The organism is Vreelandella andesensis, assembly GCF_003989795.1.
GTDB classification, from domain to species: Bacteria; Pseudomonadota; Gammaproteobacteria; order Pseudomonadales; family Halomonadaceae; genus Vreelandella; species Vreelandella andesensis.
Map to the genome: position 1 here is coordinate 425,940 of NZ_RZHG01000019.1, position 23,056 is coordinate 448,995.

Here is a 23,056-nt window from a genome sequence, read left to right on the forward strand (position 1 = left end):
CGGGAAGGCACGGTGAGCCGCTGTGATCTATCGATTTTGTCATAGCGGTTCCCATTGCCTGCCAAGGTAACTCCATACGGGTGAATAAAATGGCTTCTGCAGATCAACCTAAATCCGGCCTGCCTGGCGTAAAGCTCAGCAAAGCGGGCGTGATGAGCTTTCTGTCAGCTCAGGGAATTCTTATTTTCTTCCTGCTCGGCATGTTGGCGTTTTCGCTTTTTTCTGAGCAGTTTCTTTCCCAGTCGAACATTATGACCGTGATTCGGCAGGCTTCTATTATCGGCATTATCGCCATCGGCGTCACCGTGGTGATCATCGGCGGTAATCTGGACCTTTCTGTCGGGTCAATGCTGTCGTTTTCCACCGTTTTGGTGGTGGATTTGCATGACAAGATCGGTCCCACCAATGCAATTTTACTGATGTTTGCCTTTACCTTGATGATTGGGGCGGTCAATGGATTTCTGATCGGTTTTCTGCGCCTCAACTCGCTGATTGTGACACTGGCCATGCTATCGGCTATTCAAGGGCTTGTGCTGATCTACAGCGGTGGCCAGAACGTCGATATCGCTGATCAGGAAGGGACCTGGTTCGCCTTCTTCGGGCGTGGTTATCTTGGCGGCATAGCAGTGCCCATCCTGTTATTCGGATTATTGGCCATTGTGGTACAGATCGTTATGTCACGTACCGGATACGGCCGACGCATCTTTGCGGTTGGCGGCAACCCAATGGCAGCTGTCTATTCCGGTATTCGCAAGAACTGGTGTGTATTCAGTACTTACCTGATCTCTGCTTTTTGTGTAGCGTGCGCGGCTTTGGTACTTGGTTCACGGGTGATGGGTTCTCAAAACAACGTGGGTCAAGGCTACGAATTGCTTGTTCTGGCCGGGATTATCCTCGGCGGAACCAGCTTGCTGGGCGGTGCGGGCAGTATCTGGAAAACGGTGATTGGCGTACTGATGCTGGGTTTCATTCAGAACGGTCTGTTGCTAATGGGTTACCCCTATTACACCCAGTGGATCGTGACCTGGGTGATCATCATCCTGGCCGTATGGCTGGATCTCGCTAACAAGCGTAAGAGCTTGTTCACGACCCACTCATAATGCGGAGGAATGAAACATGACATCAATTAAAGGGTTCTTCCGTGGCAGAGCGAAGATTCAGCCCATCTGGATCTTTGTTATCGCCATCTTCATCTTTTTCAGCTTTATGTCGGAGTACTTTCTGTCATGGGGCAATATCACCAATATCTTGGTTCAGACCTCGACGATTGGCCTGATTGCGCTGGGCATGACGCTGGTGATGATCAACGGCAACATTGACTTGTCAGTTGGCGCGATTCTGGGGCTTGCGGCTTCCCTGGCGGTTGGGTTGCAGGAAATAAGCATGACGCTGGCGATTGCAGCTGCCCTTGGCGCTGGCATATTGCTTGGGGCAATCAACGGTCTGATTGTCTGGAAAACCGGTGTTAACGCCTTCATCGTGACACTTGGCGCCATGTTGGGGATTCGCGGGCTACTTTTCGTGTATACCGATGAGCAGTCGTTCTACGCCTCAAACTTTGCCTTTTCAGATTTTGGCATGAGCTCGATCGGGCCAATGCCGGTGCTCGCCATCATCTTTCTGGTTTGTGTCTTGATCATGCACCTTGTGCTGACGCGTACTAGCCATGGCCGCAACACTTTCGCAGTGGGGGGCAATCCTGAAGCCTCGATTGATGCAGGGATTCGCCTTGGCCGCCACATGATGATCAATTTCATTATCGTTGGTTTTTTTGCTGCACTGGCGGGCGTGTTGTTGTCGAGCCAGATGGGTGCGGCAACGCCTAACCTGGGGCGTGACTACGAACTCTGGGTGATTACGGCAGTTGTGCTGGGTGGCACCAAACTGACCGGTGGCAGCGGTAGCATCATCGGTACTTTAGGGGGTGTGCTGGCTATCGGCATCCTGCGTAATGGCATGAACCTGATGCAGGTACCCGCCTTCTACGTGCTGGTGGTGCTCGGCGTTATCCTCATCTCAGTACTGATTATCGACAAAAAGGTCAATGTACCCTCGTCCAAGGAGGTGCGGATATGAAAGCGCCTACTCAATCGCGTCGGCCGGTTGATGCCGCACCGATATTGAAACTGCAAGGCATCACCAAGCGCTTCCCTGGTGTCGTAGCCCTCAACAATGTGGACTTCGACGTTCGTCCCGGTGAGGTTCATGCCCTGCTAGGGGAAAACGGTGCCGGTAAGTCCACCCTGATGAAGGTATTGGCGGGTAAGCACCAAGCGAATGAAGGCAAGATTATTCTCGGTGATGAGGAGATGGCCTTCGAAAACCCCAAGCACGCCAAGCGGGCAGGGGTTGTGCTGATCCATCAGGAGCAGTCGTTGGTACCTGAAATGACGGTGGCGGAGAACATCTTTCTTGGCAGCTTGCCAAGAAAACCGTTCAACCGCGTTGACTGGCGCAAGCTGCGCGAAGACACCAACAAGATTCTCGAGACGCTCAAGTGCGGCTTTAAGCACGACGACTTAGTGGGATCGCTGTCGATTGCTAAGAAGCAGATGGTGGAGATTGGTCGTGCACTGGCGTTTACCCCTCAGGTGGTAATCTTCGACGAGCCAACCGCATCATTAACCGACCATGAAAAGCCCGTGCTCTATGACGTGATCAATTCGCTGTGCGAGCAGGGGGTGGGGATTGTGTATATCTCCCACCGCATGGACGAGATTTTCCACCTGTCACATCGCATTTCGGTGCTGCGCGATGGGCAATACACCGGGACGGTCAATACAGCGGATACCAACGAAGACGAAATCACCCGGATGATGATCGGCCGCAGTCTGGAGCTTGATCATGCCAGCAAACCCAATGATTTCGGCGACAACCTGCTGGAAGTGCGCAACCTCTCAGTCAAGCGGGTCTTTGAAGACGTTAGTTTCAACGTTCGTAAAGGCGAGATTGTCGGCATGTATGGCCTGGTAGGCGCGGGGCGCTCTGAAGTGGCAGAAACGATCTTCGGATTGCGCACTCCTTCTGGTGGCGAGGTGGTGCTGGACGGCGAGGTAGTGAAGTTCCGTAATTCCCATGATGCGGTTGCCAGTGGTGTCGCTCTGGTCCCTGAGGATCGTAAGGATCAAGGGCTGATTCTGGGTATGAACTGTCGCGACAACATGACCATGGCAAGCCTCACCAGCGTATCTTCCATGGGGTTTATGCAGGGTGCGAAAGAGCGCGTTGTCTATGACAAATATCACCAGGCGATGAAGATCAAGACCCCCAGCTGGCGCCAGAAAGTTGGCAACCTGAGCGGCGGTAACCAGCAGAAGATTGTTATTGGCAAGTGGCTGCATACCCATCCCAAGCTGTTGATTCTGGATGAGCCGACGCGCGGTATTGATGTGGGCTCCAAGTCGGAGATTCACACCCTGGTAAAAGATCTGGCGAAATCCGGCTATGCGGTGCTGGTGATTTCTTCCGAAATGCCGGAAGTCCTTGGCCTGAGTAACCGTATTATCGCTATGTACGATGGCCGCGTTACCGCTGAGTTTGATGGTGACAACGTCAGCGAAGACGAGCTGGTTCAGGCCATTACCGGAATGGGTAAGCAGGCACAGGCAAGTTAGCTTAGCCGGTTGCGATTGATGCGCTCCGCTCCTCTCCACCAGGAGCGCATACATACCACTTCAAACGTATAAGGAAAGTTCCATGCAACCTTTTGTTTATAATGGCCTGCCATCCCGTGTGGTCTTTGGCCAGGGAACCCTGTCACGTCTAAGTGAAGAACTTGAACTGCTTGGTTGTTCACGTGCCCTGGTACTGTCGACGCCACAGCAGCAACAGCAGGCTCAGGAAGTATTACAGCAGCTGGGTGACAAAGGCATTGATGTCTATGCAAAAGCCGCCATGCATACCCCGGTGGATATTACGGAAGACGCTTTGGAGCGGGTAAAGTCGCTTGACGTGGATTGCACCGTTGCCATCGGTGGTGGTTCAACCATTGGCTTGGGTAAGGCGATTGCGCTGCGCACTGGCTTACCCCAAGTGGTGATTCCAACGACCTATGCGGGCTCGGAAATGACCCCGATCCTAGGCGAGACCCGAGACGGAGAGAAAACCACTCAACGTACTCTGGATGTTCTGCCCGAAACAGTGATTTATGATGTCGACCTTACGCTGACCTTGCCCGCAGGAATGTCGGGAACCAGTGGCATCAACGCCATTGCCCATGCTGTCGAGGCGCTTTATGCCCGTGATGGCAATCCGGTTATTGCGTTGATGGCAGAAGAAGGGATTGCCGCCTTGGGAAGAAGTCTGCCGGTGATTGCCAACGACCTTACCAATATCGAGGCGCGGGCTGATGCCCTCTATGGCGCTTGGTTATGCGGTGCCTGTCTTGGTTCGGTGGGTATGTCGTTGCATCACAAGCTTTGCCATACCTTGGGGGGGTCCTTCAACCTTCCTCATGCAGAAACGCACACCATCGTGCTGCCCTACGCCGTGGCCTACAACGCCCCGGCCGCGCCTGATGCCATGGCACGTATCAGCCGTGCGCTGGGTTGCGAAGATGCCGCCACTGGCCTTTACGACCTGGGGCGTTCAGTCGGTGCGCCGAGCGCGCTCTCTGAGCTAGGGTTCAGCGTGGAAGATGTTGAACGGGCCACTGAGATTGCTACCCGCAACCCTTATTGGAACCCACGAGACGTTGAAGCCAATGGGATCCGTCGCTTGTTAAGTGATGCCCAGTCGGGACATCGACCGAAGATGGATGGCGGGGGTGAACAATGAACACACTGTTTATCAACGCCACCCTTGTCACGATGGACCCGCAGTTGGGTGAGCTAAGTGATGGCCAGGTACTCGTTGAAGATGATCGTATTGCCGCCGTGGGCCATGATCTGACAGATGACCCCAAAGCAAAAAACGCCGAAGTTATCGACTGTGGCGGCGGTATTCTCATTCCTGGGTTGGTTAATGCTCATATGCATACCTGGCAGACTGGCCTGCGCGGCGTTGCTGCCAACTGGACCCTGCTTGAGTATTTTCGTCACGTTCACCGAGGGCTGGCGGCGCTATTTACGCCACATGACATCTACATAGCGACCCGCATGGGCGCGATGAATCAGCTCAACTGTGGCACCACCACCCTGGGTGACTGGTGCCACAACAACCCAACGCCCGAACATACCGATGCTGCCGTGCGTGGGCTGAAGGAATCGGGTATTCGTGCGCTGTTTATGCACGGCTCGCCCAAACCCGACCCAAAGCCTGGCCAACCGCACTTTAGTGAAATCCCCCACCCGCGTCATGAAATCGAACGCCTGCTGGGCGGTGAACTAGCGAACCCGGAAGGCCTTGTCACGTTAGGCATGGCCATTCTTGGCCCTCACTATTCGACCCTGGATGTGACCCTGCAAGACTTCGCCTTGGCCAAAGAGTTTGGTCTTGTTGCCTCCATGCACCAGGGTGGCGGCGAAGCCGTAGCCCCCGGCGCATGGGACGAAGTGGAAGCCCGTGGCCTGCTTGGGCCGGACATCAACATTGTGCATGGCCAAAGCCTGGACGATGGCCAGATGTCCCGTTTCTGCGCCAGCGGCGTGACGTTTTCGGTGGCACCGGAAAACGAGATGACTCAGGGGCACGGCTTCCCAGTGACCGGGCTGGTACGCCAGCACGGTGGCGTGGTTTCGCTGGGGGTGGACCTTGAGTCTGTGCTGTCCGGTGACATGTTCAGCGTCGCCCGTGCCGCGCTTGGCATGCAGCGTTCTCTGGATAACGATGCCTCGCGCCGTGAGCAGGGCAAGATTCCTGACACCTCGACGATCACCACCCGCGAAGCGCTGGGCTGGATCACCCTGGATGGCGCGAAAGCACTGGGGCTGGATGACCGCATTGGCAGCTTAACCCCGGGTAAGCAGGCCGATTTGGTGCTGTTGGATAGCAATCAGCTGAATATGCAGCCGGTTAACGACCCCGTTTCCACGGTGGTTATGCAAACAAGCCTTGCCAACGTCGACAGCGTCATGGTGGCTGGGCAGTTCAAAAAACGCGGCGGGCGTCTGTTGATAGAGACCGAGCAGGGAATTGCTGAGCTTGCCAAATCTGGCCATCGAATTCACGCCGAACTGCTGGCGCGTGAAGCGCAATCGACACAGGAGGCAACCTCATGACAACCGTTTCCACAACGTCCCCTTCACACTCTAAAGTAGCTTGGGTAGGCTTGGGTAAGTTGGGCTTACCCATGGCCGCCAGGATTATTCAGGCAGGAACTGCCGTTCAGGGGTTTGATCTTTCGGCTGAACGTCTGGCGCTCGCCGAAGAAATAGGCATTACCCCTCATCAATCGCTTGCCAGCGCCGTGGCGGATTGTGACCTGGTGTTTGTCTCCATTCCCGATGACCGTGCCTTGATCAATCTGTGCTTAACGACAGGTGAGCTGGTTCGCCACATGATGCCCGGCAGTATTTTGATTGAGACAAGTACGGTGAGCGTGGAAGCCTCTGCGCGAGTGGCCGAAGCGGCCAAGGCCTATGGCATTGTTTATTTGCGCAGCCCCGTATCGGGGAATCCGGTAGCCGCAGAGGCCGGCACGCTGTCGGCAATGGTGTCTGGCCCCCGCGAAGCACTGGCAACGGCAAAACCTGTGTTTGACGCCTTCACCAAGGCGCAGTATTGGTTGGGCGATGAAGAGCAGGCTCGAGTGGCCAAGCTGGCGATCAACCTGATGATTGCCGTGAGTGCCGGAATGATGAGTGAGGCCCTGACGCTGGCACGTAAAGGCAACATTGAATGGGACGCCATGCTGGAGCTGATTTCTGACAGTGCGGTGGGTTCGCCCATGGTGAAGTACAAAGTGCCGCCACTGTTAGAGCGCGATTTCACCTCGACGTTTTCCGCCGCTCAGATGGCCAAAGATCTCGATCTCATCCTCGACTGCGCTCATGGCTCAGGGGTGTCAACGCCGCTGGCCGCGCAAATGCGCGAAGCCTACACCGCGTTGATTGCCACAGGGCATGGCGATGATGACTATATCGCCACCGTGCATCATACCGAGCGTCTTTCCGGACTGGGCGAACCAACGCCTGCAGAGCATGGAGGACAAAAAAATGCGTAACCTAACCACCGATAATATCACCCAGGCGGTGATTGATGAGTTTTCCAGCTGTGATGATGAACGGCTGAAAGAGCTGCTTAACGGCCTGGTAAAACACCTGCATGCCTATTTGCGCGAAGTGGAGCCCACCGAAAAAGAGTGGACTCAGGCGATTGAATTTCTGACTCGCGCGGGTCAAATGTGCGATGACGAACGCCAGGAATTTATCCTGTTGTCTGACACCCTTGGTGTGACGATGCTGGTGGATGCCATTAACCACTCAAGCAGCGATCCTAAGATTACCGAAAGCACCGTCTTGGGACCTTTTTACGTCGCTGATCCTCCTCAAGCGAACCAAGGTGACGCCATTAATTGGGGCGTTGAAGGCGAGCCACTATTCATTGAGGGCAACGTGCACGATGCCCAGGGTAAGCCTCTGGCGAATGTTACCATTGACGTTTGGCAGTCCGACAGTGAAGGCTTTTATGACGTCCAAAAGCCTGAGCTTGAAAGCGCATCATTACGCGCTCGCTTCCATACTGACAGCCAGGGCTATTACGCCTTCTGGACGGTGACGCCCTCACCTTATCCGATTCCTACTGACGGGCCGGTCGGCAAAATGCTTGAAATCACTGGCCGTCATCCTTATCGCCCTGCCCATGTGCATTTTATGTTGATGGCACCAGGGTACGAAACCTTGGTTACCCAAATATTCGCTGAAGATGACCCCTATCTCGATTCTGATGCGGTATTTGGCGTGAAAGACTCATTGGTTAAGGAGTTTGCTCAGCAACCAGCGGGGCAGGCACCGGATGGCCGACAAATGGAAACACCTTACCGCTATTTTCATTACGACTTCGGCTTAAAGACGGCCTAAGCGTCTCACCCTGAACGTCTGGCTCGAACTGAGCTGGTTAAACCGAAAGAGGAAATGACATGACAACGATTGATCAAACCGCTATCGCAACACTGTTTACCGAAGCGCGGACCCACAACGTTTGGCAGGACCGCGAGGTAAGCGAGGAAACGCTGCGCGAATTGTATAACGTGATGCATTTTGGCCCGACCTCAATGAATTGCCAGCCAGCGCGGATTATCTTCCTCACCACCGATGAGGCAAAAGAGCGCCTGAAGCCCGCGCTGATGCCGGGTAACCAGGAAAAAACCATGAAAGCGCCTGTAGTCGCCGTACTTGGTTTCGATACTGAATTCTATGAGCACCTACCGCGCATGTTTGCCCATAACAAGGATGCCAAGTCGTTGTTCGAAGGTAAGCCGGATTTCATCCACTCCACGGCATTCCGCAATAGCTCCATTCAGGGTGGCTATCTAATTTTGGCGGCGCGTGCGCTAGGCTTGGATGCAGGCCCGATGTCTGGCTTCAATAACGCGGCTGTGGACGAAGAGTTTTTCCCAGATGGAAAAGTGAAGAGCAACTTCCTGTGTAACTTAGGCTACGGCGATGCCAGTGCCTTGTTCCCACGTGGCGACCGCTTCTCCTTCGACGAAGTGTGCAAAGTACTTTAAAAAAAGTTCTGTAAAAAAGTTCTGTAAAAAAGGCTGTAAAAAAAGCATCGCTAACGCATGCTTAGCTAATGAAAGGGGGCCGTGACTGTCATGGCCCCTTTTTTTGCTCTTAACTAGAGGAGCCACGGCTCACTATTAATGAGGCTTTCGAATGGTTGTTGACTGGGTGTTCGTGGCGTTAATGATTATTGCGGTGCTGCTTACTGGTATATCCAAGTCGGGATTTGCTGGTGGAGTGGGGGTGGTGGCCGTGCCGCTGATCTCACTAAAGGCGAGCCCGACCTTTGCCGTGGCGGTCATGCTGCCGTTGTTGATCGTGATGGATGTGTTTAGTCTGAAAGCATGGTGGCGCCAGCGGGTGGATCGTTTATTGTGGCTGATGTTTCCGCCCGCGATAGTGGGTGTTGCCGTCGGTTATTTTACCTATGGCTGGTTTGATGAAGCGCTGCTAAAACTATTGCTGGGTATTTTTTCCGTATTGTTTGGCCTGTGGGGGCTGCTTAAACCGCTACGTGGCAAGTTGATGCCTAGCTGGGTCGGGCGTTTGTGTGGTGGGATAGCAGGATTTACCAGCTTTATTGCCCATGCGGGCGGCCCGCCGCTGAATTTTTACCTGCTGCAATGCCAGCTAACCAAGCAGCAATTTTTAGGAACGGCCGTCGTCTTTCTGGCCATTACTAATCTGGTAAAGCTGGTTCCCTATACCCTGCTGGGCTTGGTGAATATCGATAACCTGACGATAGCGCTATTACTGATGCCCGTTGCGTGGCTGGGGGTTAGATTGGGGTTGGTTATTCAGAAACGCATTGATGGTGAGCTGTTTTTTCGGGTTATTCTTTGCTTGCTGATCTTGCTGGGTATTCGGCTGATCATGGACGGTATAGGCTGACGCTTACACGCTTTAAGCCGTGGCCGATGGTTAAAAGTGCTCATCACTACTTTGCTAGTCTGGTGGTTTTATAATGCTTAGGAGTCGTTATGAGAGACGGTCATGCTGAGGTCAATGAGGTAAACCCAGAAGGACCTTACGATACGTTATCGTCCATGCCAGCCTCGAAAATCTCGAATTCAGAGCTTGCTCGCTTTCTCGATTTCATTGAAAAGTTTGAAGATGAAACCGAGGGTACGCTTTCCATGTCGCTGGGCTATCGTGAGCTGCGGATGCTGCTGCACGTGATGCGTAACCATCTCACGGGTCGATTAACCACCCCAACCTCGCTGGCCGATGCGTCTGGCCTCACCTATGGGACGGCAAAGCGCGGTATTGAAAGTATCATTCAACGCGGACTGCTTATATCGCGCCCGCGCACCAAGTCGGGTAAAACGGTTTCGCTGCATCCTTCCCCGCAAATGATCGAGGAGTGGGAATGCTACGCCGAGCGAATAAAAGGGATCCTGGGGCCGCTGTTCGGGATAGATCTGGCATCGGAAACGGCCAGCAAGATCTTCTTGGGGTCGTCTTCGTCGGCGCGGGGTATATCGACCCCGGCAGTACTGTCTGCACGGCTTGAACTGAAGGGCGGGCTGCGTGTATTAGCCCACGCTGATCCAACGTTTATGGCCATGCACAACCTGAAGCGTCAGTTGGAATCGATTTTTGGGCTAGAGATTCGCAACAAGGCACGGTCCATTGACAACCTGTTGGATGACATTCTCGATAATGCCCGTTTGGCAAAGTCACGCTATGACATTGTCGCCTGTGACCTGCCCTGGTTTGGTGAGTTAGCCACCGATGGTGTGCTTATGCCACTCGACGCGCTAATCCAGCGCGATAATTATGACCTTTCTGATTTCCATCCGATGGCGATCCAAAGCTCAGGCTATGCGGGCAGTCAGTACGGTATCCCGGTGCAAACCACACCGGAATTACTCTGCTATCGTCAGGATGTTTTCGACGCGGCACAGTTAACGCCGCCCACCACCACGGAATCCCTGGTGAAAGTGGCCAGACAGTTACATGACCCGGCCAAAGGGCATTACGGTATCGCCTGGAATGCGGCAAGAGGCACGCCGCTTGGGCATACTTTCAGTTTTCTGATGGCAAAGTTCGGGCAGCCACTGCTTAATCTACCGAGCGGCCCGGGCGGTTATGACTTTCAGCAAGCCACGGGTGAGCAGTTGCGCCCGATGTTTCAGTCCGATGCTGCTTACAGAGCCTGCGAATATATGCTGGATATACTCAAATATTCACCGCCCAATATTCTCAGTATGTCCTGGTACGAACGTGCCCAGTCGTATGCGTCGGGTGAAACCAGTATGGCCTATTGTTATACGCTGCTGGCCCCGTTGTTCGAACTGGACCGACATTCGCCCGCGTATGGCAATACAAGCTACCTTTCCCACCCGGTGGGCAACCATGGACGTGCCATCACCCCCATCGGTGGCTATGCGCTCGCCATTCCCGCTAACCTAGCACCCGAACGTGTTGAGGCCGTATGGACGGCGCTTCGGCATTTGACGTCCGCTAACATGTCTAAACTTTACATTCTGAACGGCAGTCTGGTGACGCCTCGTTTCAGTGTTAGCCAGGATCCTGAAGTATCGGCACTATCGCCGCTAATTAAGATTGTCGATGATATGGCAAAAAAGGATGTTTTACAGGCCTGGCCGCGTCCGCCTGTGCCTGGAATCACAGAGCTCATCAGTATCGCGGGGAACGAGATATTCGACGTGTTGGACGGACGGCGCTCGATCAAAAAAGCGCTTTCTATTGCTCAAGAGCGGGCGGATAAAGTGATGCGCGAAAAAGGGCATTATTAGTGAGGAGTGAGAGCATCTGCCATGGACACTCACGGGCACTCACGAAAAACACGGACGGAAAAAACATGGACGGAAGCAGTTAGCGTAAATAACCAGAACATCACTGCTGCTAAACGTGTTGTTGGTAAGCGCAGCGTAGCCCCATGCCTGATTAGCAGGCATGGGGGCGGGTGGCTGACTTACTGCATGATCATGCCGCCATCGATCATCAGCAACTGACCGGTCATATAATCGGATTCTGCGCTGGCGAGGAAGGACGCAGTGCCGACCACATCTTCTGGGTAGGAATAACGCTTCATCAGAATCATCTTCGCAGCAAGCTCGTCCATGGACTGACCTTGCTTCTCGAATTTACCGATGCTGACCAAGTCTTTGTCGAGCTGTTCCCAAAGTTCGGTGCGCACCACACCCGGGCCATAGCCGTTGACGGTAATGTTGTGATCCACCAGCGCTTTAGCACCGCCGTTAATCATGGCTAGCACGGCGTGCTTGCTGCATGAGTAGGGGACGACGTCATCAAACGCCTGACGCGAAAGAATCGAGCCAACGTTAAGGATTTTGTAAGGCCCATTCTCTTTGCCCTGAGCGATCATTTGCTTAGCAGCTTCTTGCATGCCGAGCAAGCAACCCAGTGCGTTAACATCCATTATCTGGTGCCAATTTTCCTCAGTGATATCGAGGAACATCAATGGCTTGTTAATACCTGCGTTGTTGACCATGACGTTCAGGCTGCCAAATGCGTCGGCAGTGGCTTTCACTGCAGCTTGTACTTCTGCACGATCGGTGACGTTAAGTTTGACCGCAATGGCCTCGCCGCCGTTTGCTTTGATACGCGCTACGACTTCTTCGCACCCTTCAATATTGATATCTGCTACGCAAACCTTCGCACCTTGAGCAGCATAATGTTCGGCAACGGCGGCACCCATGCCGCGTGCTGCGCCAGTGATGAGGCAGTTTTTACCTTTGAGTCGAGTGTTATCCATGAGGTCACCTTGTAAGTTTTGTTGTGGGCTGCTCCACGCCACCACGATAAATAGTCTTTGTTGTTAGAGGCGTAGGGAGTCTGTGTTAACAAGGGCATCTGTCGTTTACTCGGCGCTGCGAATGACAGATTTTGTTTCCTTGTGTTGGCATATTCTCGGCAGGTCATACGGGCAATGACAGGTTGGGCGGCTGCTAATATGACCAGATTGGACGTTTCGGCGGCGGGTAGGTCGCTAATAGGTAATAGGTAAGCCAACCTCCGACACCCAGGAGGAGGGCACTTGCCGTTAGCACGTAACGTCGAAAAATCTTAAGAGTTAAGGGTGGTTACACGCTCACCGACTGGCGAATGAGCTGGGCTTTTTCCATCAATAACGGTCGATAATGTTCAAGCAGTGTTGCCATATTCACACGGGCAGCATTGGTGCTGATGTTAATCGCGCCGATCAGCTTTTCATGGGTATCAAACACTGGCACCGCAATGGAGCGCAGGCCTGAATCAAGCTCTTGATCGGTAATCGCGTAACCTTCCTCCCGCGCTTGATATATCGCCGCTCTTAGTGATTCGTGATCGGTAATCGTCTTGTCGGTATAGCGCGTCAAGGAGAGCTGGTTCAGGTAGCTGTCCAGCTCACTCTCCGGCAGCTGAGCAAGCAGTACTCTGCCCATTGATGTGTAGGCCGCCGGTAGACGAGTACCCACAGAGAGCGTGATCGCCATCAAGCGGTGCGGGGCCGCTGAGCGGGCCAGATAGATAACCTCGTCACCATCAAGCACCCCAAGCGACGAGGATTCGCCACACTGGCGGGTAATGTCTTCTAGGTACTGCTGAATGACGCCACGGTAATTATTAGATGCTAAATAAGAGTACCCCAGCTGCAGTACTTTGGGGGTTAGCTCGAAGTAGCGCTGCTGTTTACGCACATACCCAAGGGCATGCAGCGTCAGTAAAAAACGCCGTGCCTTCGCTCGATTCATTCCTGTCCGCTCGGCGACCTCGCTGAGTGTCATCCGCGTATGCGCTTCATCAAACGCCATCACGACTTCCAGTCCGCTGGCTAACGCTGCAACAAAATCACGATCTGTCGGTTTTAAAGGATCTTCCTGTAGGGCATTGCTCATGATGATCTCGGCGATATTGATATGGATACAGATACAGGGCGTGAAAATAACACTTTGTTCGAATGGCGAACAATATCTGACACCGTCTGTTAATAAAGCCGAGTGGTAAAACGGAGTTGACTTGTGGATGTTTGAGGGCTAATTTGTTCGTAAAGAGAATCAATGTTCGTTATGCGAATAAAATGCCTTCGGTAAGGCAATCATCAGCGAAGAGCCACAAGCACGCTCACGCTGTTTCTAACTAACCTGTTCGGTCATAGAGTGGCGTCAGCGCTCAGGTACCGATTAATCAAGGAGGGGAGCATGTCTAACCCTTGTATTATTTGCGTAGCTATCACTGGCAGCCTGCCTCGTAAAGAGGATAACCCTGCCGTTCCGATCACCATCGCAGAGCAGATTGAAAGCACTCAGGCGGCCTTCGAGGCTGGAGCGAGCATTGCCCACTGCCATGTGCGCAATGACGATCAAACGCCTTCATCAGACCCGGAGAAATTCAGCCGTTTGATGGAGGGCCTCAAGACGTATTGCCCCGGCATGATTATTCAACTCTCTACTGGTGGGCGCTCCGGTGCAGGCGAAGAGCGCGGTGGGATGCTGCCGCTGGCACCGGATATGGCGAGTCTTTCGGTAGGGTCAAATAACTTTCCCACTCGCGTTTATGAAAACCAGCCGCAGCTGGTGGAATGGCTAGCCGATGAGATGCTCAAATACGCTATCAAGCCTGAAATTGAAGCGTTCGACTTGTCGCATATTCACCAGGCGGTGGCACTTTCAAAGCAAGGAAAACTCAAGACTCCGCTTTATGTTCAGTTTGTGATGGGGGTAAAGAACTCTATGCCCGCCGATAAGCCGACGTTTGATTTTTATATTGAAACTCTCAAACGCATCGCGCCGGACGCACAGTGGTGTGGCGCGGGTATTGGAGCCAACCAATACGTGCTTAATGAATGGGCCATTGCTGCCGGTGGGCACACGCGCACAGGCCTTGAAGATAATGTGCGCTTGGATCGCGACACGTTAGCGCCATCTAATGCGGCGTTAGTCGAACGCGCGGTTGCGCTGTGTGAAAAGTATCAGCGCCCGGTAGCCACCTGGCAGCAGGCGCGTGAAATATTGGGACTTTAACTTTAATAACAGCGGGCAGGCCGACAGGGCCACCCGCTGTTTTAGTGCGTTACCCAAGGTTTATGAAAGGTGGCGCTCAGTGAAAAAAAGCAACATTTAACGACTCTGATTTTGTTCCCCTGACTAAACAACGTTGGCCTTCACAGTGATGCTTGTTTAGGATCAATGATGATCTTTCCATAACAAGCGAGCTGTTCTTATGAAGCCTGAAACCATTGCCCTCCACCATGGCTATGCGCCTGATTCACAAAACGCTGTGGCTGTACCAATTCATCAGACTACGTCGTTTTCCTTTGATAGCGCCCAGCACGCAGCGGATCTGTTCGATCTGAAAGTGGAAGGGAATATTTATTCGCGCATTATGAACCCAACCTGCGCTGTGTTAGAGCAGCGTGTGGCCGCGCTGGAAGGCGGCATTGCAGGGTTGGCGGTGGCCTCTGGCATGGCAGCCATTACCTACGCGATCCAGACCATCGCTGAAACGGGCGATAATATTGTCTCGATCAGCGAGTTGTATGGTGGCACCTACAACTTGTTTGCTCACACCTTGCCACGCCAAGGCATCCAGGTACGGTTTGCCGATAAAGACGATATCGATGGCATTGAAGCGCTGATTGATGAGCGCACTAAAGCGGTTTTTTGCGAGAGTATCGGCAACCCCTCCGGTGGCGTGGTCGATCTGCAAAAATTGGCTGACGCGGCGCATCGCCATGGCGTACCAATGATTGTTGATAACACGACTGCCACGCCGTTTTTGTGTCGACCCATTGAGCATGGGGCGGACATTGTCGTTCACTCAGCGACTAAGTATATCGGCGGTCATGGCACTACTGTTGGCGGTGTCATTATCGATTCAGGAAAATTCCCCTGGGCGGAAAATGCTAAACGTTTTGCGCTGCTTAACGAGCCTGATATCTCCTATCACGGGGTGAGCTATACCCGTGATGTAGGCGAAGCGGCGTTTATCGCCCGTGCCCGGGTAGTGCCGCTGCGTAATATGGGCGCAGCGCTTTCTGCCCAGGCGGCCTGGAACCTATTGCAGGGGCTGGAGACGCTGTCACTGCGCATTGAGCGCATTTGTGCCAATGCGCTAGCCGTTGCCAAGCATCTGGAGAGTCATCCATTGGTGAAGTGGGTGCACTACGCGGGCTTGGAAAACCATCCTGATCATGCCCTGGCCAAGCGTTATATGAATGGCCATGCATCAGGGATTCTTAGTTTTGGTATTGAAGGTGGGCAAGCCGCAGGAGAACGTTTCTACGATGCGCTATCGCTCATTCTGCGTTTAGTGAACATTGGCGATGCCAAGAGCTGCTCTTCTATTCCCGCATCCACCACGCACCGCCAGCTAAATGAGCAAGAGTTAAAGGCGGCTGGTGTCACGCCGGATATGGTGCGCTTATCGATAGGCATTGAGCATATTGACGACCTGCTGGCGGATATCGATCAAGCACTGGCCGCTTCTCAAGGGTAACGCGTCTCTGATTTAGATGCCGTTCGTGTTTTCTCTAACGCTAGGTGCTAGGTAATTAATTACTTGGTTGCCTAGCGTTATTACGTTGTGTAGCTCAGCTTTCAATCGCTATCCTCTTTACGCTTTCCTTCGCTCAAGTGCATGGCGATAGTCGCTTCGATCTTGTTTAAACGAAGTAGGCGTTGAGGCCAGGCATGCTTTAACGTCAAGTATCACTTTAAATTTGACGATGTGGCTAATGCTATCAACACTAGAGTTAACCCCAAAAGCGAATTCTATAAGAGCTGATCTATAAGAGCTGATCTATAAGAGATAGCAACGCTACAGGCGCTAACCCCAGGTTGGGATCAAAATAACGAACAACACTAATAAAGAGGGAATTGTCATGACATTGACCACTATCTTGCCCGCTCATCGTTTCAAGGCTGCGGTATTGGCTAGCGTGTTATTTTTTCCGGCGGCACAAAGTGTTTTGGCAGATGAGGTCGTCGAACAGATCGAGCTAGGCCTAGAGCTTTATCAGGAGCAAGAGTATGGTGCGGCGATTACCGAACTAGAATTTGCCATTGAAGACATGCGCAAGATGATGTCGAACCTGATTGCCCAAACCTTTCCTGATGCACCGGAGGGTTGGACGGCACATGAAGCCACCTCCGGCAGTGCAGGCGGTGGAGCTGCTGCGATGTTTGGCGCTGGCGGTACGTCGCTCGAACGCGCCTATCAACAAGATAACGGTAATGGTCAACTAACCGCGAGCATGATGTTGGATAGTCCCTTGATACAAAGCATGGGGGCAATGTTCAACAATCCGGCGATGATTGCCATGCAACCTAATATGGAACGCATTCGTTTAGGCCGTGAAGCGGCAGTGTTGAAGTGGGAACCCGAGCGCTCCCGCGCAGAAGTGACGCTGTTGCTTGACGGTCGGATCATGATGCAAGTGAAAGGTGAAAACCTTGAGTCACAAGATGTCGCCGTCGACCTAATGCGTGACTGGGATCTTGCTGCCGTGCGTGAGCAAAGCGCTCGCTAGCGTCGCCGTTCTGAGCGATAGAGCAAAAAATGCCAAGCGGCATTGCTTAGTTTTCTGCGCTGCGTTTGGTGGTTGTGCCTATGGCAGCGAACCTGGTCCCGGGTCTGCGTCTAACTCGGTGGTGGTTAAACAGGAGAAAATAAATGATAAATCAACAACAATTAATGAGCGGTGCGCTGCTACTGGGCGGTCTTATGTGGGGGGCCGGGCACGCGGTTGCTAACGAGATCAGCGGTACGCTGGATGGAGAACCTAAAGAATGGCATGTTGTTACTCACTCAGAAGGCTCAACGGCTAGTTTTGGCGAGCTGATGCCGGGCATGATGGATGTCACTATTCAAGGGCACCGAGAACAGCGATTTGAAACCCAGGGCACGCTTAGCATTAACTTTATGGTAATGAATGGTACCACTGGTGATGCTTCAGTGAGCTACTTTCCAGAAAGCGCAATGATGCCTCACTACGGCACAGAAACAGAGGTGCCTATTGAGATAGAACTGCTCGATATCGACGGTGACACTGGCCGAGCAAAAGGGCGCATTTCAACGTCACTTGCCTATTTGGCGTCCATGACAGAAGACTATGACAGCAGCAACACCATGGAGGTTGACGTGTCGTTTGATGTGACGCTGGTGCGTGAAGCGTATTGATTGGCGATAACCGCCGACTTCCCCCGCCGTCTCAGTGTTGCGATCTGATAGGTGGGGGTTAGCACTAACAGCTTGGATATTCGGTCATTACGTATTTTTAGATGCTGCCAGTGTATATAGAAACTCCAACCCCAGGGTGGCCGCAGCAAGTGACGTGATATCGCCATGATCGTAAGCAGGGTTTACCTCAACAACATCCATACCTACTAACGCCATTCCGACCATGCCGCGTATCACTTTCAGCATCAGGTCGGTAGACATGCCGCCACATACCGGCGTACCGGTACCTGGCGCGTAGGCTGGGTCTAATCCGTCAATGTCTAGGCTGATGTAGGCTGGATGATGACCAACTCGGGCACGAATGCGCTCTAACACGGCGGCAGAGCCGTGGTCGTTTACCCAATTGGCATCCAGCACTTCATAAGGATGGTTATGGCGGTCGTAGCTGGTGCGAATGCCAATTTGCAGCGAGTGCTCCGGCACTACTAAGCCCTCTTTTAGGGCATGATAGAAAATAGTGCCGTGGTCAAAGCGCGTGCCCTGCTCGTAGGTGTCGGTATGCGCATCAAAATGGATTAGCGCCAGTGGGCCATGCTCGCGAGCATGAGCGCGCAACAGGGGCAGACTGATGTAATGGTCGCCACCCAGCGTCAGCATTTTTTTACCGGCTTTTAGCCAACGGTTGGCGTGGGTTTCCAGGTTGTCGACCAAGCTCTCCGGCTCGCCATAAGCGTAATCAACGTTGCCTGCATCGCAAACCTTGAGGCGATCTTGCAATGCGAAGTCCCAAGGCCAGCGCTTGCCTTCCCAGATCAAATTGGCGGTGCTTTGGCGAATAGCATTTGGGCCCATACGGGCACCCGACCGGCCTGAACACGCTAAATCAAAGGGCACGCCGCTTACCACTACCTCCGCATCGGTCGCTTTGGGTTCAGTGGCCTTAGGCACGCCCATAAAGGTAGAGATAACATCACCAAACAGGCTTGGCATGATCTGAGATGGGGTCACCTAGCGTGTACTCCTAAGGTGTGTATTAGAAAAAACGGAGGGTATTGGGCGTTAAGAAACGCGACAATAAGGAAATTTTCGCGATCAATGAAATGAATGTTTAGAATGAAATCATTCGCTAAATAAATAGTGAGGCGCTATGCGTTCGCTTCGTCATTTTGATTTGAATCTGCTGCTGGTATTTGAAGCGCTAATGCGTGAGCGCCACGTCACACGAGCAGCGGAAAAGCTGCATCTAAGCCAGCCAGCACTAAGCCATGCTTTAAAACGGCTGCGAGAGGCGCTGGACGATCCATTATTACTGCGTACTAATAATGGCCTTCAGCCAACGCCTCGTGCGTTGGCGTTGTTGCCAGTCGTGCAGCAGGCGCTGGCCATGCTGCAAGAAGGCCTCGCCCCGCCAGCCAGCTTCTTTCCATCCACGAGCGCCCGGCATTTCACTCTGGCCACCACGGATTATTTTGAAGAGGTGATGTATCCGGCATTTCTTAGTCAACTGCTGACGTATGCGCCGGATATCAGTTTTTCCATTGAACTCATCACGCCTGATGTGTTGAGTGAAGGGCTGGAACAGCGGCAAGTCGATATGGTGGTCGGGTTGGATAGCCAAACCGCGCTGCCCAGCGGTGTCATACAGCACCCATGGATGGATGAGGAGTTGGTCTGTTTGGCGGCAACTAATAATCACGGTGTTGGCGATGCCCTGAATATTCAGCAGTTTGCCCGTGAGCTCCATGTGTCACTGACGGATATCAGTGGTTTAAAGCCAAGCAACATCGACAGTTGTTTAGTGCAGCACGGCCTAACCCGCCGAGTGATTTCAAAGAACTTAAATTATATTGCGGCAGCGCGGGTTGTGGCGCTTACGGATGCGATCATGACGTTGCCGCGCCAAATGGCTGAACGATTTGTCACGATGCTGCCGGTGCGTATCGTCGCACCCCCTAAAGAACTGCCTGCACTTAATATGACACTGATTCAACACGGGCTTTATGCCAACGATCCTGCCATTATTTGGTTGACGCAATCGCTGATCGAATTCGCGGGTACTTTTAAGCAGAAAGACGCTTAGCGGTAGCCGAACCCCCTGTGATCGTGTTTGTTTTTCCCACTTCTTCAGTTAATCACTGATAGTCGTTAATCACTGATAGTCGTTAATCACTGATAGGGCGAACTGCCTGCGGTACTTTGAGAGTAGTTTTTTCGCCATTTTGGTGAGGGGCGAGGCCCATGCCCGCTCATGTTGTAGTTAAACAACGAAGTTGAATCCAAGGTTGAATAGTAACTGGCAGTCGCTGCGTTAGATCCTAGACTGCTATTTGGCGTAACTATTTGCGCTAGCAGTAAGGTTCAGCGCTCAATAGCCAGGGGTGAAAACGTAAGCGTTTTGGTACTGGCGCTGGAAATGGGCTAATTAAGGGAGAAAGCGTGTGAAAATAGGCGCACCGAAAGAGACAGCTCAAGGAGAAGCGCGTGTAGCGCTGACACCTGAGAGCGCAACACAGCTCCAAAAGCTGGGCCATGAATGCCTGGTGGAAGCCGGCGCGGGGGTTGCCGCGGGCTTTAATGACGACACGTATCGCGACGCGGGTGTCAGCGTTGTGGAAAGCGCGGAAGCGTTGTGGCGTGATGCGGACGTGGTGATTAAAGTCCGTGAACCTTCGGAAAAAGAGGCTCACTACCTGCGGGAAGGCCAGACGCTGATTGCATTCTTCTGGCCGGCACAAAACGACGCGCTGTTGGAAACCTGTAAAGCGCAGGGCGCGTCGGTTATTGCGATGGACATGGTGCCGCGTATTTCCAGAGCGCAAAAAATGGACGCGCTCTCCTCAATGGCTAACATTGCGGGCTACCGTGCGGTGATTGAGGCTGGCAATAACTTTGGCCGCTTCTTTACTGGTCAGGTCACGGCCGCGGGTAAAGTCCCCCCAGCCAAGGTGCTGGTGATTGGCGCAGGTGTAGCGGGCTTGGCGGCGATTGGTACCGCGACGAGCCTGGGCGCTGTGGTACGTGCGTTTGATGTGCGCCCCGAAGTGTCCGAGCAGATTGAATCCATGGGCGCTGAATTCCTGTTCCTCGATTTTGAAGACAGTCAGGACGGTTCGGAAAGCGGTGGCTATGCGTCACCTTCCAGCCCAGAGTTTCGCGAGAAGCAGCTAGCATGTTTCCGCGAACAAGCGCCGGATGTCGACATCGTCATCACCACGGCACTCATTCCAGGCAGGCCCGCGCCGAAGCTGTGGCTAGAAGATATGGTCGCGGCCATGAAGCCGGGCTCAGTGATTATCGACTTAGCCGCTGAAAAAGGCGGTAACTGCGATTTAACCAAGCCTGATGAACGTGTTGTCAGTGATAACGGCGTGGTGGTGGTTGGCTACACCGACTTCCCCTCACGCATGGCTACCCAAGCGTCGCTGCTGTACGCCACCAACATCCGCCACATGCTGACCGATCTCACCCCAGAGAAAGACGGTGTCATCCATCACAATATGGAAGACGACGTGATTCGCGGTGCCACGGTCACGCACCAGGGCGAAATTACCTTCCCACCGCCGCCCCCGAAAGTGAAAGCGATCGCCGCGGCGAAGCCGAAGAAAAAAGAGAAAGCACCAACGCCTGAAGAGAAAAAAGCCGCTGAACTGGCCACGTTTAAAGCTCAAACCAAACGGCAAGCTGGCTTGCTCGCGGTGGGTGGCGTGCTAATGCTGCTGTTAGGCCAAATAGCGCCCGCCTCATTTATGCAGCACTTCATCGTATTTGTGTTGGCGTGCTTCATTGGCTTCCAGGTAATTTGGAAGGTGAGTCATTCGCTGCATACGCCCCTAATGGCGGTTACCAATGCCATTTCGGGCATCATTATCTTAGGCGCCATTTTGCAAATCGGCTCAGGCAGTAGCGTCGTTATCGTGCTGGCTGCTATTTCGGTACTGATTGCGTCGATTAACATCGTGGGTGGCTTCCTGGTGACACGCCGGATGCTCGCCATGTTCCAAAAATCCTAAGCGGCGGAGAAACGATATGTTAGGACAAGGATTCGTATCTGCCGCGGCAATTGCGGCAAGTGTGTTATTTATTTTATCGCTAGGCGGGCTGAGTAATCAGGAAAAAGCCAAACGAGCCGTGTGGTACGGCATTATCGGTATGGCCGTGGCGGTGTTCTTTACCTCCCTCGGGCCTGGTATCGGTGGCTACTGGTGGCTGATTCCAGCGATGCTGATCGGTGCTGGGATTGGCGTCTATGTCGCCGGCAAGGTCGAAATGACCGAAATGCCTCAGTTGGTAGCGGCGCTTCATAGTTTTGTGGGCTTAGCAGCGGTATTGGTTGCCTGGAGCGCCGATTTAGAGCGCCGCCGGGTACTGGCAGCACAAGCCGCCGACGGCGCGATGCAAGAGTTTTCAGCGTTTGCCGCGTTGGTCGCTACAAAAGCCCCAGATGAGCTGACTTTTTTACAAATAGAAGTCGTGTTCGCCATTTTCATTGGTGCGGTGACCTTTACCGGCTCGGTGGTAGCATTCGGTAAGCTGGCAGGCAAAGTGGATGGCAAACCTCGCCAGCTGCCGGGTGGGCATATGCTCAACGCCGGTGCGGCGGTGCTTTCGCTGCTGCTCGCGATTATGTACCTCAATGGCGCAGGCTTCTGGACATTGATCGTGCTAGCGGCACTGTCGTTATTTATCGGCTATCACCTGATTATGGGCATCGGCGGTGCGGATATGCCGGTCGTGGTATCGATGCTCAATAGCTACTCCGGCTGGGCCGCCGCGGCGATTGGCTTCACGCTTTCCAACGACCTGTTGATTGTGACCGGCGCGCTGGTGGGTTCTTCAGGGGCCATCCTTTCTTACATTATGTGTAAGGCAATGAACCGCAACTTTATCAACGTGATTTTGGGTGGCTTCGGCGGCACCCAAGGGCCGGCGGCTGAGATTGAAGGCGAGCAAATCGCAATCGATGCCGGCGGTGTGGCCAGTGCCTTAAACGATGCGGATAGCGTGATTATTGTGCCGGGTTACGGCATGGCGGTGGCGCAAGCGCAAAGTGCAGTAAGTGATCTGGTGCGCAAACTGCGAGCCTCCGGTAAAAATGTTCGCTTTGGTATTCACCCAGTGGCGGGGCGTCTGCCCGGGCACATGAACGTGCTGCTGGCGGAAGCGAAAGTCCCCTACGATATCGTACTGGAAATGGACGAGATCAATGACGATTTCCCCAAGACTGACGTGGTGATCGTGATTGGTTCCAACGACATTGTGAACCCTTCTGCCGAGGAAGACCCCAATAGCCCTATCGCCGG

The 23,056-nt window shown here is 53.4% G+C and carries 20 protein-coding genes; 17 read left to right on the plus strand and 3 right to left on the minus strand.

What is annotated here, in order from left to right:
• Positions 1-89 precede the first annotated feature (89 nt).
• The 10 genes from ELY33_RS11580 to ELY33_RS11625 all read left to right on the plus strand — a co-directional run bounded on the left by ELY33_RS11580 (position 90) and on the right by ELY33_RS11625 (position 11,368).
• The gene (locus ELY33_RS11580; RefSeq protein ID WP_126948054.1) at positions 90-1,100 is read left to right on the plus strand and encodes an ABC transporter permease; all 1,011 of its coding nucleotides are present in this window, start codon (positions 90-92) and stop codon (positions 1,098-1,100) included.
• A 16-nt stretch (positions 1,101-1,116) separates the two neighbouring features.
• Positions 1,117-2,076 carry an ABC transporter permease gene (locus ELY33_RS11585; protein ID WP_126948055.1) on the plus strand — a complete coding sequence of 320 codons (960 nt, stop codon included), beginning with the start codon at positions 1,117-1,119 and terminating at the stop codon, positions 2,074-2,076.
• Positions 2,073-3,614, plus strand: coding sequence for a sugar ABC transporter ATP-binding protein (locus ELY33_RS11590; RefSeq protein WP_126948056.1), 1,542 nt, complete (start codon positions 2,073-2,075; stop codon positions 3,612-3,614). The genes ELY33_RS11585 and ELY33_RS11590 overlap by 4 nt, the downstream gene beginning before the upstream one ends.
• A gap of 82 nt (positions 3,615-3,696) precedes the next feature.
• Entirely contained in the window at positions 3,697-4,776 is a 1,080-nt protein-coding gene (locus tag ELY33_RS11595; protein WP_126948057.1) for a maleylacetate reductase, read from the plus strand.
• Complete coding sequence (locus ELY33_RS11600; RefSeq protein WP_126948058.1) at positions 4,773-6,158, plus strand: amidohydrolase family protein; 1,386 nt, start codon at positions 4,773-4,775, stop codon at positions 6,156-6,158. The genes ELY33_RS11595 and ELY33_RS11600 overlap by 4 nt, the downstream gene beginning before the upstream one ends.
• On the plus strand, positions 6,155-7,102 hold the full coding sequence (locus ELY33_RS11605) for an NAD(P)-dependent oxidoreductase (protein ID WP_126948059.1): 948 nt from the start codon (positions 6,155-6,157) through the stop codon (positions 7,100-7,102). The genes ELY33_RS11600 and ELY33_RS11605 overlap by 4 nt, the downstream gene beginning before the upstream one ends.
• A complete protein-coding gene (locus ELY33_RS11610; RefSeq protein ID WP_126948060.1) occupies positions 7,095-7,958 on the plus strand; it encodes an intradiol ring-cleavage dioxygenase in 864 nt (287 codons plus the stop codon). The genes ELY33_RS11605 and ELY33_RS11610 overlap by 8 nt, the downstream gene beginning before the upstream one ends.
• Positions 7,959-8,017: 59 nt before the next feature.
• Positions 8,018-8,608 carry a malonic semialdehyde reductase gene (locus ELY33_RS11615; protein WP_126948061.1) on the plus strand — a complete coding sequence of 197 codons (591 nt, stop codon included), beginning with the start codon at positions 8,018-8,020 and terminating at the stop codon, positions 8,606-8,608.
• Positions 8,609-8,759: 151 nt separating this feature from the next.
• Positions 8,760-9,497 carry a sulfite exporter TauE/SafE family protein gene (locus ELY33_RS11620; RefSeq protein WP_126948062.1) on the plus strand — a complete coding sequence of 246 codons (738 nt, stop codon included), beginning with the start codon at positions 8,760-8,762 and terminating at the stop codon, positions 9,495-9,497.
• An 89-nt stretch (positions 9,498-9,586) separates the two neighbouring features.
• Complete coding sequence (locus ELY33_RS11625; protein ID WP_126948063.1) at positions 9,587-11,368, plus strand: ABC transporter substrate-binding protein; 1,782 nt, start codon at positions 9,587-9,589, stop codon at positions 11,366-11,368.
• Positions 11,369-11,547: 179 nt separating this feature from the next.
• Here ELY33_RS11625 and ELY33_RS11630 read toward each other — a convergent pair whose 3' ends face one another.
• Complete coding sequence (locus ELY33_RS11630) at positions 11,548-12,351, minus strand: SDR family NAD(P)-dependent oxidoreductase (RefSeq protein WP_126948064.1); 804 nt, start codon at positions 12,349-12,351, stop codon at positions 11,548-11,550.
• Positions 12,352-12,679: 328 nt separating this feature from the next.
• Complete coding sequence (locus ELY33_RS11635) at positions 12,680-13,474, minus strand: IclR family transcriptional regulator domain-containing protein (protein ID WP_126948065.1); 795 nt, start codon at positions 13,472-13,474, stop codon at positions 12,680-12,682.
• A gap of 303 nt (positions 13,475-13,777) precedes the next feature.
• On the opposite strand from ELY33_RS11635, the gene ELY33_RS11640 reads away from it, so the two are divergent.
• The 4 genes from ELY33_RS11640 to ELY33_RS11655 all read left to right on the plus strand — a co-directional run bounded on the left by ELY33_RS11640 (position 13,778) and on the right by ELY33_RS11655 (position 17,756).
• Positions 13,778-14,599, plus strand: coding sequence for a 3-oxoadipate:acetyl-CoA acetyltransferase (locus tag ELY33_RS11640; RefSeq protein WP_126948066.1), 822 nt, complete (start codon positions 13,778-13,780; stop codon positions 14,597-14,599).
• A gap of 199 nt (positions 14,600-14,798) precedes the next feature.
• Positions 14,799-16,073 (plus strand): O-acetylhomoserine aminocarboxypropyltransferase/cysteine synthase family protein, encoded by a 1,275-nt coding sequence (locus ELY33_RS11645; protein WP_126948067.1) that lies wholly within the window; start codon positions 14,799-14,801, stop codon positions 16,071-16,073.
• A 385-nt stretch (positions 16,074-16,458) separates the two neighbouring features.
• Positions 16,459-17,106 carry a hypothetical protein gene (locus ELY33_RS11650; protein WP_126948068.1) on the plus strand — a complete coding sequence of 216 codons (648 nt, stop codon included), beginning with the start codon at positions 16,459-16,461 and terminating at the stop codon, positions 17,104-17,106.
• A gap of 143 nt (positions 17,107-17,249) precedes the next feature.
• Positions 17,250-17,756, plus strand: coding sequence for a hypothetical protein (locus ELY33_RS11655; RefSeq protein ID WP_126948069.1), 507 nt, complete (start codon positions 17,250-17,252; stop codon positions 17,754-17,756).
• 87 nt (positions 17,757-17,843) lie between these two features.
• Here the strand turns inward: ELY33_RS11655 and speB are convergent, their stop codons facing one another.
• On the minus strand, positions 17,844-18,746 hold the full coding sequence (speB, locus tag ELY33_RS11660) for an agmatinase (protein ID WP_126948092.1): 903 nt from the start codon (positions 18,744-18,746) through the stop codon (positions 17,844-17,846).
• A gap of 157 nt (positions 18,747-18,903) precedes the next feature.
• Between speB and ELY33_RS11665 the strand changes: the two genes are divergently transcribed.
• The 3 genes from ELY33_RS11665 to ELY33_RS11675 form a co-directional block, all read left to right on the plus strand.
• Positions 18,904-19,836, plus strand: coding sequence for a LysR family transcriptional regulator (locus ELY33_RS11665; protein ID WP_126948070.1), 933 nt, complete (start codon positions 18,904-18,906; stop codon positions 19,834-19,836).
• Positions 19,837-20,194: 358 nt separating this feature from the next.
• Positions 20,195-21,766, plus strand: coding sequence for a Re/Si-specific NAD(P)(+) transhydrogenase subunit alpha (locus ELY33_RS11670; RefSeq protein ID WP_126948071.1), 1,572 nt, complete (start codon positions 20,195-20,197; stop codon positions 21,764-21,766).
• A 16-nt stretch (positions 21,767-21,782) separates the two neighbouring features.
• Positions 21,783-23,056, plus strand: a 1,274-nt coding sequence (locus ELY33_RS11675; protein ID WP_136624668.1) for an NAD(P)(+) transhydrogenase (Re/Si-specific) subunit beta, incomplete at its 3' end; no start/stop codon positions are given.

Bases quoted from the DNA above. Each gene is read 5' to 3' on its own strand.
- ELY33_RS11605 (WP_126948059.1), top strand. From the start codon at position 6,155: ATGACAACCGTTTCCACAACGTCCCCTTCACACTCTAAAGTAGCTTGG.
- speB (WP_126948092.1), bottom strand. From the start codon at position 18,746: ATGCCAAGCCTGTTTGGTGATGTTATCTCTACCTTTATGGGCGTGCCT.
- ELY33_RS11650 (WP_126948068.1), top strand. From the start codon at position 16,459: ATGACATTGACCACTATCTTGCCCGCTCATCGTTTCAAGGCTGCGGTA.
- ELY33_RS11655 (WP_126948069.1), top strand. From the start codon at position 17,250: ATGATAAATCAACAACAATTAATGAGCGGTGCGCTGCTACTGGGCGGT.
- ELY33_RS11580 (WP_126948054.1), top strand. From the start codon at position 90: ATGGCTTCTGCAGATCAACCTAAATCCGGCCTGCCTGGCGTAAAGCTC.
- ELY33_RS11620 (WP_126948062.1), top strand. From the start codon at position 8,760: ATGGTTGTTGACTGGGTGTTCGTGGCGTTAATGATTATTGCGGTGCTG.
- ELY33_RS11595 (WP_126948057.1), top strand. From the start codon at position 3,697: ATGCAACCTTTTGTTTATAATGGCCTGCCATCCCGTGTGGTCTTTGGC.
- ELY33_RS11610 (WP_126948060.1), top strand. From the start codon at position 7,095: ATGCGTAACCTAACCACCGATAATATCACCCAGGCGGTGATTGATGAG.
- ELY33_RS11590 (WP_126948056.1), top strand. From the start codon at position 2,073: ATGAAAGCGCCTACTCAATCGCGTCGGCCGGTTGATGCCGCACCGATA.
- ELY33_RS11600 (WP_126948058.1), top strand. From the start codon at position 4,773: ATGAACACACTGTTTATCAACGCCACCCTTGTCACGATGGACCCGCAG.
- ELY33_RS11665 (WP_126948070.1), top strand. From the start codon at position 18,904: ATGCGTTCGCTTCGTCATTTTGATTTGAATCTGCTGCTGGTATTTGAA.
- ELY33_RS11645 (WP_126948067.1), top strand. From the start codon at position 14,799: ATGAAGCCTGAAACCATTGCCCTCCACCATGGCTATGCGCCTGATTCA.
- ELY33_RS11635 (WP_126948065.1), bottom strand. From the start codon at position 13,474: ATGAGCAATGCCCTACAGGAAGATCCTTTAAAACCGACAGATCGTGAT.
- ELY33_RS11615 (WP_126948061.1), top strand. From the start codon at position 8,018: ATGACAACGATTGATCAAACCGCTATCGCAACACTGTTTACCGAAGCG.
- ELY33_RS11640 (WP_126948066.1), top strand. From the start codon at position 13,778: ATGTCTAACCCTTGTATTATTTGCGTAGCTATCACTGGCAGCCTGCCT.
- ELY33_RS11625 (WP_126948063.1), top strand. From the start codon at position 9,587: ATGAGAGACGGTCATGCTGAGGTCAATGAGGTAAACCCAGAAGGACCT.
- ELY33_RS11585 (WP_126948055.1), top strand. From the start codon at position 1,117: ATGACATCAATTAAAGGGTTCTTCCGTGGCAGAGCGAAGATTCAGCCC.
- ELY33_RS11630 (WP_126948064.1), bottom strand. From the start codon at position 12,351: ATGGATAACACTCGACTCAAAGGTAAAAACTGCCTCATCACTGGCGCA.